General features: G+C 58.1%; 10 protein-coding genes. 2 read left to right on the forward strand and 8 right to left on the reverse strand.

Annotated elements, in window-relative coordinates; translation table 11 throughout:
- Positions 1 to 41 precede the first annotated feature (41 nt).
- From ACJ8IJ_RS11125 to bolA, 8 genes are all read right to left on the reverse strand, one after another.
- Positions 42 to 416, reverse strand: coding sequence for a ComEA family DNA-binding protein (locus ACJ8IJ_RS11125; RefSeq protein WP_004940345.1), 375 nt, complete (start codon positions 414 to 416; stop codon positions 42 to 44).
- A 138-nt stretch (positions 417 to 554) separates the two neighbouring features.
- Entirely contained in the window at positions 555 to 2,438 is a 1,884-nt protein-coding gene (gene ppiD, locus ACJ8IJ_RS11130; RefSeq protein WP_442518625.1) for a peptidylprolyl isomerase, read from the reverse strand.
- A 178-nt stretch (positions 2,439 to 2,616) separates the two neighbouring features.
- A complete protein-coding gene (hupB, locus tag ACJ8IJ_RS11135; RefSeq protein WP_004940351.1) occupies positions 2,617 to 2,889 on the reverse strand; it encodes a nucleoid-associated protein HU-beta in 273 nt (90 codons plus the stop codon).
- 216 nt (positions 2,890 to 3,105) lie between these two features.
- A complete protein-coding gene (lon, locus tag ACJ8IJ_RS11140; RefSeq protein WP_004940352.1) occupies positions 3,106 to 5,460 on the reverse strand; it encodes an endopeptidase La in 2,355 nt (784 codons plus the stop codon).
- 194 nt (positions 5,461 to 5,654) lie between these two features.
- Positions 5,655 to 6,926 carry an ATP-dependent protease ATP-binding subunit ClpX gene (clpX, locus tag ACJ8IJ_RS11145; RefSeq protein ID WP_004940354.1) on the reverse strand — a complete coding sequence of 424 codons (1,272 nt, stop codon included), beginning with the start codon at positions 6,924 to 6,926 and terminating at the stop codon, positions 5,655 to 5,657.
- 143 nt (positions 6,927 to 7,069) lie between these two features.
- A complete protein-coding gene (gene clpP / locus ACJ8IJ_RS11150; protein WP_004940356.1) occupies positions 7,070 to 7,693 on the reverse strand; it encodes an ATP-dependent Clp endopeptidase proteolytic subunit ClpP in 624 nt (207 codons plus the stop codon).
- A 438-nt stretch (positions 7,694 to 8,131) separates the two neighbouring features.
- Positions 8,132 to 9,436 (reverse strand): trigger factor, encoded by a 1,305-nt coding sequence (tig, locus tag ACJ8IJ_RS11155; RefSeq protein WP_004940358.1) that lies wholly within the window; start codon positions 9,434 to 9,436, stop codon positions 8,132 to 8,134.
- Positions 9,437 to 9,803: 367 nt separating this feature from the next.
- The gene (gene bolA, locus ACJ8IJ_RS11160) at positions 9,804 to 10,118 is read right to left on the reverse strand and encodes a transcriptional regulator BolA (protein WP_004940361.1); all 315 of its coding nucleotides are present in this window, start codon (positions 10,116 to 10,118) and stop codon (positions 9,804 to 9,806) included.
- A gap of 314 nt (positions 10,119 to 10,432) precedes the next feature.
- Between bolA and ACJ8IJ_RS11165 the strand changes: the two genes are divergently transcribed.
- Complete coding sequence (locus tag ACJ8IJ_RS11165) at positions 10,433 to 11,011, forward strand: lipoprotein (protein ID WP_004940363.1); 579 nt, start codon at positions 10,433 to 10,435, stop codon at positions 11,009 to 11,011.
- A gap of 51 nt (positions 11,012 to 11,062) precedes the next feature.
- Positions 11,063 to 12,541 carry a muropeptide MFS transporter AmpG gene (gene ampG / locus ACJ8IJ_RS11170; RefSeq protein ID WP_004940364.1) on the forward strand — a complete coding sequence of 493 codons (1,479 nt, stop codon included), beginning with the start codon at positions 11,063 to 11,065 and terminating at the stop codon, positions 12,539 to 12,541.
- Positions 12,542 to 12,624: the final 83 nt, after the last annotated feature.

Below are 12,624 nucleotides of genomic sequence, written 5' to 3' on the forward strand. Positions count from 1 at the left end.
CACGGCCTCAGCGCCATTTTGCCACGCAGCCGCGACCGGGATCACATTTTCAGCCGGGTGCGGTTCTTCTCAAACAGCGCCGGCCCGATGCCCGGCACCTCCTGCAACTGCTCAACCTGGGTGAACGGCCCGTTCTGTTCGCGATAGCGCACGATGCCTTCCGCCTTCTTCAGGCCGACGCCGCTCAAGGCGGCGGCCAGTTGTTCGGCAGTGGCCTGATTGATGCTGACCGCCGCCTCTTCGGTTGCCTTGGTCATCACCGATTGTCCGCCATGGCTCGCCGGTGTTGAGAGCATCGGCGCCTCGTTTTTTTCCACCGCGGCGGCCGGCCCGGCCAGGCATAACAACAGCGCGGTCAGCGCGGCGTTAACGTGACGACGGTAACCGAAAAACGCTTTTTTCTCTGAATATTGCATGCTGTATCCTCCTTGTGTGTGACAGCACGGCTACCTTGCCGCGGCGGCGAATATTCAGCAATCGACGGATGTCAGATATGGAAAAGGCCGCGAAAGCGGCCTTTGTTTGTTGCACTGCGTTGCAGAAAAATGCGGCGATTACTGAGGCTGTTGCTCAGCGGCGCCCATTTTGATCTTGGCTTCTTTACGCAGGCTCGCCAGCAGCGAATCGAAGGAAACGCCGGTCGCGCCCTCTTCCATCTTGCCGACGAAGGTTTTCATTTCGTCTTCCGGCAGCGTGCCTGGCTTCACCGCATCAAGCGCAATCAGCACCACGTTGTCCTGACGATCCTGCGACATGCCGTACACCGGCTTACCGTCCTGCGGGTGCGGCAGCGCGAATACGCTCTCCACCAGCTGGCTGTCTTCCGGCGCGCGCGCCATCTTCTGCACGGCGCCAAAGCTCAGGCCGGCGGCTTTCATCGCTTCGTCGCCCTTGCCCTGCTTCAGCTCAACCAGCAGCTTCTCGCCCTGCAGCTTCGCTGCCTGCAGCGCCTTGTTGCGTTTCACCAGTTCCGCCACGCGGTCTTTTACCTGGTCGAACGGTTCGATGCCTTCCGGCTTGTGGCCGCTCACGCGCACCACGAAAGCGCGGTCGCCGTCTACGGTGATCACGTCGGAGTTGCTGCCCGGCGCGCCGTTCTCGCCGATCAGCGAGCCGTCGAAGATCGCCTGCACCACCGGTTTGAAGTTCAGCGCGGCAGGGATGTTGTCGCGGGTGAACCAGTCGCTTTGCGCCGCTTTCACGCCGGCCGCTTCCTCAGCCGAGGCCAAAGATTCGTTGTCGCTGGTCGCCGCCTCGCTCACCTTCTGCTGCAGCGCGTAATAGGCGTCTACCGCTTTCTCCTGCTGCACCTGCTTGGCGATGGCGTCATGCACTTCGCTCAGCGGTTTCAGTTTCTCAGGTTCGATGTCGTTCAAACGCACGATCAGGTAGCCTACGGAGGATTTCACTACGCCAGACAGCTGCCCTTTCTCGGTCAGGTTAGCCTGCTTCAGCTCGTCGGCGGTGGTTTCCGGCTCCAGCCACCCCAGTTCGCCGCCGATGCGGCGTGAGATGATGTCGGTGGATTTCTCTTTCGCCAGCGTGGCGAAATCGGCGCCCTTCTTCAGCTCGTCCAGCGCCGCGTTGGCTTCCGCCTCGGTTTTCAACTGGATCACGCTGTAGTTTTTACGCTCCGGCTGGCCGTAGCTGCTCTTGTGCTGGTCGTAGTAAGCGTTGATGTCCTCTTCACTCACTTTCACCTTGTCCTGCATGGACGCGGCGTCCAGCGGGATATAGCTCACCTTCACCTGCTCCGGGGCGATGAAGCTGTTCTTGTTCTGATCGTAATACGCCTTCAGTTCGTCGTCGCCGGCGCTCTGTTTCGCCTGCAGCGCTTTCAAATCGATGGTCGCCAGGCGCACGTCGCGCTCCTGCAGCACCAGCGCCGCCATGGCTTGCGATTCGGACGGCAATACGAAGCCGGATTCGCCGAAGGCCTGAATCAGCTGCTGATTGACCAGCTGCTGACGCATCGATTGCGCGAAGTTGTCGGCGGTGTAGCCCATACGGCCGATCAGGTCGAGGTACTTGGCGTTATCGAACTGGCCGTTGGTTTGGAAATAAGGCGCCTTGCGGATGGCGTCCTTGATCTGATCGTCGCTGACCGCCAGGCCCAGCTTCTTGGCGTATTGGTCGAGCAGCATGTTGTCGATCAACTGGGACAACACCTGACGGCGCATCTGCTGCATGTAGCCTTCGTTGCCGGCCAGCGCAGAGAACTGGTCACCCAGCTGCTGCTGCATGCGGCTACGCTCGCTTTGGAAAGCCTGTTCCAGCTGAGCGCGTTCGATCGTCTGACCATTTACTTTCGCAGCATAATCGCCGGAGCCGCCGATAAGGTAGTTACCCACCCCGGTCAGGACGAATGACAGGATGATCAGGGCCAGGATGATTTTGAGCACGACGTGATTGGCAGCCGCGCGTAAATTGTCCATCATAGTGTGACAACACTCCGCTGTGATGTGGATTAACAACCCTTGTGCAGGCGCGTTCCCTGCGACAAAAATAAAAAAAGCGCATCAGTCCGATGCGCCTTGTATCTTACCTTACCAGCACCGCTGCGTCAGGTGATTGTTTATTACAAAACCCTGTTACGCTAAACGGTTAGACGCCAAATCAGTTTACAGCGTCTTTCAGCGCTTTCCCTGCACGGAAGGCAGGTACTTTGGCTGCCGCGATCTTGATCTCTTTACCGGTTTGCGGGTTGCGGCCGGTACGGGCCGAACGTTCACGCACGGTAAAGGAACCGAAACCTACCAGAGCCACGTCATCCCCTGCTTTCAGGGAGTCGGTAACGGAAGCGATTACTGCGTCTAAAGCACGTCCCGCTGCCGCTTTGGAAATATCAGCACCTGCGGCAATCTTGTCGATCAGTTGTGACTTATTCACTCTATCATCCCCTCTAGAATTCTATCGTCGCACCGAAAAATCCCTACGGTTGCGACAGCGCAGCTGTTATATCAATCCCATCGAACCTTGGCAAGCCACCGACTGGGTGACAAAACGCGGGCCGACAGAGATCTAACTTAGCGGTACAAAAAAATACTGGCAAGTCCGAAATGGCTTGCCAGTATAAGTTTTATCAATGGTTTTTGCGATTCGTCACTATTTTGCCGCTACCGGCAGTGCGCCGAAGGCCGGGTTTTGCAACGCAATGTTCAAAACTTCATCGATTCGCTGCACCGGATGAATCTCCAGATCGGCGATAACATTGTCCGGAATCTCTTCCAGATCGCGCTTGTTCTCGTAAGGGATCAGCACGGTTTTGATGCCGCCGCGATGCGCCGCCAGCAGCTTCTCTTTCAGGCCGCCGATCGGCAACACCTGACCGCGCAGCGTGATCTCGCCGGTCATCGCCACATCGGCGCGTACCGGGTTGCCGGTCAGGCAGGAGACCAGCGCGGTGCACATCGCAATACCGGCGCTCGGGCCATCTTTCGGCGTCGCCCCTTCCGGCACGTGCACGTGGATGTCGCGTTTCTCGTAGAAATCGGCGTTGATGCCCAATTTCTCCGCGCGCGCGCGCACCACGGTCAGCGCCGCCTGAATCGATTCCTGCATCACTTCACCCAGAGAACCGGTGTAGGTCAGCTTGCCTTTGCCCGGCACGCAGGCGGTTTCGATGGTCAGCAAATCGCCGCCCACTTCCGTCCACGCCAGCCCGGTGACTTCGCCCACGCGGTTTTCGGTATCCGCACGGCCGTAATCGACGCGCTGCACGCCCAGGTAATCCTTCAGGTTGTCGCCGTTGATCTCGATATGCTTGCGCTTCTTGTCCATCAGCAGCGTTTTCACCGCTTTACGGCACAGTTTGGAGATTTCACGCTCCAGGCTGCGCACCCCGGCTTCGCGGGTATAGAAGCGAATAATGCCGATGATGGCGCTGTCGTCGACCGTCAACTCGCCTTTTTTCAGCGCATTGCGCTCGAGCTGCTTCGGCAGCAGGTGCTGTTTGGCGATGTTGAGCTTCTCGTCCTCGGTATAACCCGACAGGCGGATCACTTCCATACGGTCCAGCAGCGGCGCAGGAATGTTCATCGAGTTCGAGGTGGCGACGAACATCACGTCGGACAGATCGTAATCCACTTCCAGGTAGTGGTCGTTGAACGCCACGTTCTGTTCCGGATCCAGCACCTCCAGCAGAGCGGAGGCCGGATCGCCGCGCATGTCGGAAGACATCTTGTCGATCTCATCCAGCAGGAACAGCGGGTTCTTCACCCCAACCTTGGCCATCTTCTGGATCAGTTTGCCCGGCATCGAACCGATGTAGGTACGACGGTGACCGCGGATTTCAGCTTCGTCACGCACGCCGCCCAGCGCCATGCGCACGTACTGGCGCCCGGTCGCCTTGGCGATCGACTGCCCCAGCGAGGTTTTACCCACGCCCGGCGGCCCCACCAGACACAGGATCGGCCCCTTGATTTTGCTGACGCGGCTCTGTACCGCGAGGTACTCGAGGATGCGATCTTTGACGCGCTCCAGGCCGTAGTGATCGGTATCGAGCACTTCCTGCGCCTTGTTCAGGTCTTTTTTCACCTTGCTGCGCGCATTCCACGGCACCTGCAGCATCCAGTCGATGTAGCCGCGCACCACGGTCGCTTCCGCCGACATCGGCGACATCATCTTCAGCTTTTGCAGTTCCGCTTCGGTTTTTTCGCGCGCCTCTTTCGGCATTTTCGCCGCATCGATCTTGCGCTTCAGCGCTTCGTGCTCGTCCGGCGCGTCGTCCATCTCGCCCAGTTCTTTCTGAATCGCCTTCATCTGCTCATTCAGATAGTACTCGCGCTGGCTCTTCTCCATCTGCTTCTTGACGCGGTTACGGATGCGTTTCTCAACCTGCAGCAGGTCGATCTCCGACTCCATCATCGCCATCAGGTATTCCAGACGCTCGGTGATGTCAGACATCTCGAGCACCGACTGCTTATCGCTGAGTTTCAGCGGCATATGAGCGGCGATGGTGTCCGCCAGGCGCGCGGCGTCGTCGATGCTGTTGAGTGAAGTCAGCACCTCCGGCGGGATTTTTTTATTCAGTTTGATATAGCCTTCAAACTGATTGATCGCGGTGCGCACCAGCACTTCCTGCTCGCGCTCGTCGATAGCCGGCGACTCAAGGTATTCCGCCTGCGCGGCGAAATGCTCACCGCTGTCGGACAGCGTAGTGATGCGTGCGCGCTGCAGCCCCTCGACCAGCACTTTTACCGTGCCGTCCGGCAGCTTCAGCATCTGCAGGATCGACGCTACGGTGCCGACCGAGAACAAGTCGTTAATGCCAGGTTCATCCGTTGAGGCCTCTTTCTGTGCCACCAGCATGATCTTCTTATCGTGATCCATTGCGGCTTCGAGGCACCGAATCGATTTTTCCCGGCCAACAAATAACGGGATCACCATGTGCGGATAAACCACCACGTCGCGCAATGGCAAAACGGGGATTTCAATGCGTTCGGAACGCTCAGGGTTCATAGAGCTCTCTCTTAGTTTAATTTCCGCCAGGTTGAGGGGGAATCTCATGAGACGCAAGCATCTAACGTTTCATAAAATCTGGTTAATGAGTATATGGGGATGAATCTCTTACATTCAACGGCAAGAATGCAGGAAAAAGAAATGGGGGATGAAATCCCCCATTTTGCTGATAACGCGCTGGTTTAACTGGCTAATTATTCGCCAGACGCCTGGGCTTCAGGCTTGCCGTAAATCAGCAGCGGTTTGGATTGGCCGGCGATCACCGACTCGTCGATCACCACTTTGTCTACGCTGTCCATCGACGGCAGATCGTACATGGTGTCGAGCAGCGCGCCTTCCACGATGGAACGCAGGCCGCGGGCGCCGGTTTTGCGCGCCATGGCTTTCTTGGCGATGGCGTTCAGCGCTTCGTCGCGGAACTCCAGCTCCACGCCTTCCAGATTGAACAGCGCCTGATACTGCTTGGTCAGGGCGTTCTTCGGCTCTTTCAGGATCTGAATCAGCGCGTCCTCGCTCAGCTCGCTCAGGGTCGCCACCACCGGCAGACGGCCGATGAACTCAGGGATCAGACCAAACTTGATCAAATCTTCCGGTTCGGCCTGCAGCAGCAGTTCGCCTTCGGTTGCCTTCTCGGACTCGCCCTTGACGGTCGCGCCGAAGCCGATGCCGGAGCCGGTGTTGACGCGTTGACCGATCACCTTATCCAGGCCGGCAAATGCGCCGCCGCAGATAAACAGGATCTTGGAAGTATCGACCTGCAGGAATTCCTGTTGCGGATGCTTGCGCCCGCCCTGCGGCGGAACCGCGGCGATGGTGCCTTCAATCAGCTTCAGCAGCGCCTGCTGCACGCCTTCACCCGAGACGTCACGCGTGATCGACGGGTTGTCGGACTTACGGGAAATCTTATCGATTTCATCGATATAAACGATGCCGCGCTGCGCTTTCTGCACGTCATAGTCACATTTTTGCAACAGCTTCTGGATAATATTTTCCACGTCCTCGCCCACGTAACCGGCTTCGGTCAGGGTGGTGGCGTCGGCCATGGTGAACGGCACGTCCAGGAAGCGCGCCAGCGTTTCCGCCAGCAGCGTCTTGCCGCTGCCGGTCGGGCCGATCAGCAAGATGTTGCTCTTGCCCAACTCGATACCGTTGCTGGTATCGCCGTTGCGCAGGCGTTTGTAGTGGTTGTACACCGCAACCGCCAGCACTTTCTTCGCCTGCTCCTGGCCGATGACGTAGTCATCCAGGTGGTGGCGAATTTCGTGTGGCGTCGGCAGCGCACTGCGCTCACGATGCGGGGCAACTTCTTTAATCTCTTCGCGAATAATGTCGTTACACAGATCGACACATTCATCGCAGATATACACTGACGGCCCGGCAATCAGCTTACGCACTTCATGCTGGCTTTTGCCGCAAAAAGAGCAGTACAGCAGCTTTCCTGAACCGTCTTTGCGCTTATCTGTCATCAGTCAAACCTCTTCTTTAGTCTTGTCCCGCAGGAAAATCACGGCGGCAGTGCGCCCAAACTCATATCGGGAACGCCGAGGGGCCGCAACAGAACGAGCCCCTGCCCACTCTGATTACTATAGTCCATCGGCGCCGCGTGGTTCTAGCTGCGGTGTGTCAGAATGCCGTCAACCAGGCCGTATTCCACGGCTTCTTCCGCGGTCATAAAGCGATCGCGCTCGGTATCGCGCTCGATCTGCTCCAGCGGCTGGCCGGTATGCTCGGCCATCAGTTCGTTCATGCGCGCTTTCACCTTGAGGATTTCACGCGCGTGGATTTCGATGTCCGTCGCCTGGCCCTGGTAGCCGCCCAGCGGCTGGTGAATCATCACGCGCGAGTTCGGCAGGCAGAAACGTTTGCCTTTGGCGCCCGCGGTCAGCAGGAAGGAGCCCATCGAGCACGCCTGGCCCATACAGATGGTGCTGACGTCCGGCTTGATGAACTTCATGGTGTCATAAATCGACATGCCCGCGGTAATTACCCCACCCGGCGAGTTGATGTAGAGGTAAATGTCTTTTTCCGGGCTTTCCGCTTCGAGGAACAGCATTTGCGCCACGATCAGGTTGGCCATGTGATCTTCCACCTGGCCGGTCAGGAAAATGATGCGCTCTTTCAGCAGGCGGGAATAAATGTCGTAAGAACGCTCCCCGCGTGAAGTCTGCTCTACCACCATCGGCACCAGCGCCATGTTCGGTGCAAATTGATCTCGTTCGCCACTGTATGACATTACCGTCTCCTAATAGAAATTGCCTTGGCGGCCAGGGTGTCACCCTAATACGCCGATTCTACTTGAGAACGGCCATGATGACTATGCTCAAGCATTCGACCCGCGCCGCACGTACCCGACGGTTGTTTTATCCCGCGCACTTTGGCAAACAGCCCCAGAATTATTCTTTACAGATGGGGGGATCCCGGCGCGATTTCAAGCCCAGGAGCCGATTTTCTCCGCGCGCCGAAAACGATGCCGTTATTCTGACCGTTATCATGCCAGCCAGTTCCCCAGGCAACAGGGTAAATATAGTGCATATTATCCCGCTTAACCTGAGATTAATCAGCAACGTGGCAAAAAGAAAAGCCCGCAACCTGAGGTTGCGGGCTTTTTCATCGTGCGCCGGTTCGCCAGGCGAAACCGGGGGCGCCGTTCATCGCGCCCGACACGCCGGCATTACGCCTGTTGAGTCTGGTTCATCAGCTCGCTGAAGGTAGTGGCTTTTTCAGTCACTTTCGCTTTCGCCAGCAGGGCTTCAACCGCTTGCTCTTCCAGAGCCACGTTGCGCATGTTGTTCATCAGCTCTTTGTTTTTGCTGTAGAACTCGATGACTTCGCTCGGATCTTCGTAGGCAGAAGCCATTTCTTCGATCAGCGTCTTCACGCGGTCTTCGTCAGCTTTCAGATCGTTGGTGCTGATCACTTCGCCCAGCAGCAGGCCAACCACTACGCGGCGTTTCGCTTGCTCTTCGAACAGTTCACGTGGCAGTTCCAGCGCTTGCTTCTCGTTGCCGCCGAAACGCTGTGCAGCCTGACGACGCAGCACGTCGATTTCGCCGTCGATCAGGGCAGCAGGCACGTCGATTTCGTTCGCGCTCACCAGGCCGTCGATCGCCTGAGACTTGATGCGGTTACGCACGGCGCCTTTCAGCTCGCGCTCCATGTTCTTGCGAACTTCGGTGCGCAGGCCGGCAACGGAACCGTCCGCCACGCCGAAACGCTTGATGAACTCTTCGGTCAGTTCCGGCAGCTCGCGCTCTTCAACTTTCTTCAGCACGATAGCGAATTTGGCCGCTTTGCCCTTCAGGTTTTCCGCGTGGTAGTCTTCCGGGAAGTTCACGTCGATGGAGAACTCTTCGCCCGCTTTGTGACCGACCAGGCCCTCTTCGAAGCCTGGGATCATGCGGCCCTGGCCCATTGCCAGCACGAAGTCGGACGCTTTGCCGCCTTCGAACTCTTCACCGTCGATAGAACCGGTGAAGTCAACGGTCACGCGATCTTCAGCTTCCGCCGCGCGATCGGTTTCTTTCCAGGTGGCCTGCTGCTTGCGCAGGGTATCCAGCATCGCGTCGACGTCTTCGTCGTTCACTTCAACTACAGGTTTTTCGACTTCGATGTTTTCCAGGCCTTTCAGCTCAACTTCTGGATACACTTCGAATTCAACGGCGAAAGTGAAGTCTTCACCTTCTTTGTACTCGCCCGGCACGTAGTTTGGTGCGCCGGCCGGATTAATCTTTTCTTTGATGATCGCGTCAACGAAGCTGCGCTGCATTGCTTCGCCCAGCACGTCCTGACGAACAGAGGCGCCGTAACGCTGTTCCACGATGTTCATCGGCACTTTGCCTTTGCGGAAGCCGTCGATACGCACGCTTTTCGCTGCGTTGATCAGCTCTTTCTTCACCGCCTGCTTGATAGTATCAGCCGGTACAGTAATAGAGAGACGGCGCCCAAGGCCTTGAGTGGTTTCTACTGAAACTTGCATCTTGTTACCTCAAAAAAATCACAGTGCTCGGTCAACTCCGTTCCAAGAACCAGGACGGCTACAGATAAGAACCGAGTTCCCTGATGACAGAAGCGTCCCGAAACCATTCCGGAAAAATAAGACGCGACATTATAGCGGCGCATGCGTGGCGAGTCGAGGAAAGCTAGGCGGCGCAGGCGCGCTAAAACTCACACTTTTGCCGATTCGATCGCCCAAAGGCCGCCAAAACAGACCGAACGTTGGCCACATTGCGCGTCGGCCGTGTCGTCGTCAAAAACAGAAACGGCCCGCAGGCCGTTTCAAAATTCGTCAGTAGTAATACCCTAATTCAAGGGCAAAGTTCCACTGATACCTGAAAATTTCCCCCTCAGGCCAGCGTGCCGGCGCCGCGGCACGGCGGCGAGGCCGGCACGGTATCCTGCAGACCTTCCCACTCTTTGAGCGTATAGGTGTGCAGCGCCAGCGCGTGTACGCCGTCCGCCAGCTCCTCCGACAATACGCCGTAGATGGAGCGGTGGCGCGTCAAAAAACGTTCGCCGACGAAGCGATCGCTGACCAATACCACTTTGAAATGGCTTTCTGAACCCGCCGGAACGTTATGACGATAGCTTTCATCAACGACTTCCAGATACGCGGGCTCAAACGCCGCCCTTAACTTTGCTTCTATTTGCTCGCGAATCATAGGATCTCCTTACAACACCGGCAGAGGACCGTGCCCATCTAGTTCAATATTAGCCGGTTTTCCCCCGTTTAGACCATCGCCGGGACAAATTTCTCTTTTCTGCGGTCAAATGATGAGCGCCATCCCCGCCGCTTGGGGGATTATCCGATTGAGCGGGCCAAAAAAGCGTGTTTTTATCAACGGCAGGTAAAAATTTGTCACTCAGGCGCCTTCCGCGCTTCCACCGCACGGCGGCGATGCTATGATGTCGGCAATTTGTTGTCGGCTATCCCGCTCTGATTATTGCTAAATCCATCGAGAATGAGACAGAAAACATGTTAAAGAAACTTTGTCTTCCTTTGCTGGCCGCCCTGCTGCTGGCCGGCTGCGCGACCAGCAGCAACACCCTGAACGTCACGCCGAAAATCGTTCTGCCGCAGCAGGATCCTACCCTGCAGGGCATCACTGTCAGCATCAACGGCGCGGATCAGCGCACCGACCAGGCGCTGGCCAAGGTGAACCGCGACGGCCAGTTGGTCACGCTGACGCCATCGCGCGATCTGCGTTTCCTGCTGCAGGAAGTGCTGGAGAAACAGATGGGCGCACGCGGCTACATGATCGGTGCCGACGGCCCGGTGGCGCTGCAAATCGTCGTCAATAACCTGTACGCGGACGTCGCCGAAGGTAACCTGCGCTACAACATCACCACCAAAGCCGACATCTCGATCATCGCCCAGGCGAAGAACGGCAACAAGCAGGTGAAGAATTACCGCTCGACCTATAACGTGCAGGGCGCCTTTACGGCGACCAACGAGAAGATCACCGACGCCGTCAACTCCGTGCTGGGCGACGTGATCGCCGACATGGCTCAGGACACCAGCGTCAACGATTTCATCAAGCAAAACGCGCGCTAATCGGCGCGCCTGGCGCCGCCCGGCGGATCGGGCGGCGCAGACAGGGAACTCATGTCGAAACACTATCTGAACATCTTCACCCAGCGTAACTCCGCCATTCTGCTGCTGCTGGGCTTCGCGTCGGGTCTGCCGCTGGCATTGACCTCCGGCACGCTGCAAGCCTGGATGACCGTCGAAAATATCGATCTGAAAACCATCGGCATCTTCTCGCTGGTAGGCCAGGCCTACGTCTTCAAATTCCTCTGGTCGCCGTTCATGGACCGCTATACCCCGCCGTTTCTCGGGCGGCGGCGCGGTTGGCTGCTGATCAGCCAGCTGTTGCTGGTGGCGGCGATTGTGGCGATGGGCTTTATGCAGCCCGCGCAGCACCTGTGGTGGCTGGCGGCGTTGGCGGTGCTGGTGGCGTTCTGCTCCGCCTCGCAAGATATCGTGTTCGACGCCTATAAAACCGATCTGCTGAAAGCCGAAGAACGCGGCACGGGCGCGGCGATCTCGGTGCTGGGTTATCGGCTGGCGATGCTGGTTTCCGGCGGCCTGGCGCTGTGGCTGGCGGATCGCTATTTCGGCTGGCAAGCCACCTACTGGCTGATGGCCGGATTGATGCTGATCGGCGTGGCCGCCACGCTGTTGGCGCCGGAGCCGGACGAAAGCATCCCGGCGCCGCGCACCATGGAACAGGCGGTCGTCGCGCCGCTGCGCGATTTCTTCGGCCGCAACAACGCCTGGCTGATCCTGCTGCTGATCGTGATGTACAAAATGGGCGACGCCTTCGCCGGAAGCCTGAGTACCACCTTCCTGATCCGCGGCGTGGGGTTCGACGCCGGTGAAGTCGGGCTGGTGAACAAAACCCTCGGCCTGTTCGCGACCATCGTCGGCGCCCTGTTCGGCGGCGTGCTGATGCAGCGTCTCAGCCTGTTCCGCGCGCTGATGCTGTTCGGCGTCCTGCAGGCGGTCTCCAATCTCGGGTATTGGATCCTGGCGGTGACCGACAAGAGCCTGCTCACCATGGGCAGCGCCATCTTCCTCGAAAATCTGTGTGGCGGCATGGGCACCGCGGCCTTCGTGGCGCTGCTGATGACGCTGTGCAACCGGTCGTTCTCCGCCACCCAGTTCGCGCTGCTGTCGGCGTTGTCCGCCGTAGGGCGCGTCTATGTCGGCCCGATCGCCGGCTGGTTCGTTGAAGCCCACGGTTGGCCGTTGTTCTACCTGTTCTCTATCGCCGCTGCCCTGCCCGGCTTGCTGCTGCTCGGTATCTGTCGTCAGACGTTGGAGCACACCCAGCAGCATGGCAATTTTATGCCGCGCACCGAGTTTTCAGAATCTTACCGTTGGGCGCTGCGCTTGCTGACGCTAGGCTGTTCGCTGTTGGGCCTGTGGTTGCTGTTGCTTATCGCCAATGCGCTGGATTGGACGCAGGCCCCACAGTTGGCCGATCGGCTGCTGCAGGTCGGCGCCGCGCTGAGCCTGCTCGGCGTCGCCATGGGCAGTACGTTGGATTACCTCGCCCTGCGCCGCACCCGTTTGGCATAATCTGACCGGCCGGTGATTTCGCCGGCCGAAAAAAAAGCGATCCGGGGATATATTTATTTCGGTAAAAAAAGATAATCGGCGCG

The organism is Serratia sp. CY40230, from assembly GCF_052168835.1.
GTDB lineage: Bacteria > Pseudomonadota > Gammaproteobacteria > Enterobacterales > Enterobacteriaceae > Serratia > Serratia nematodiphila.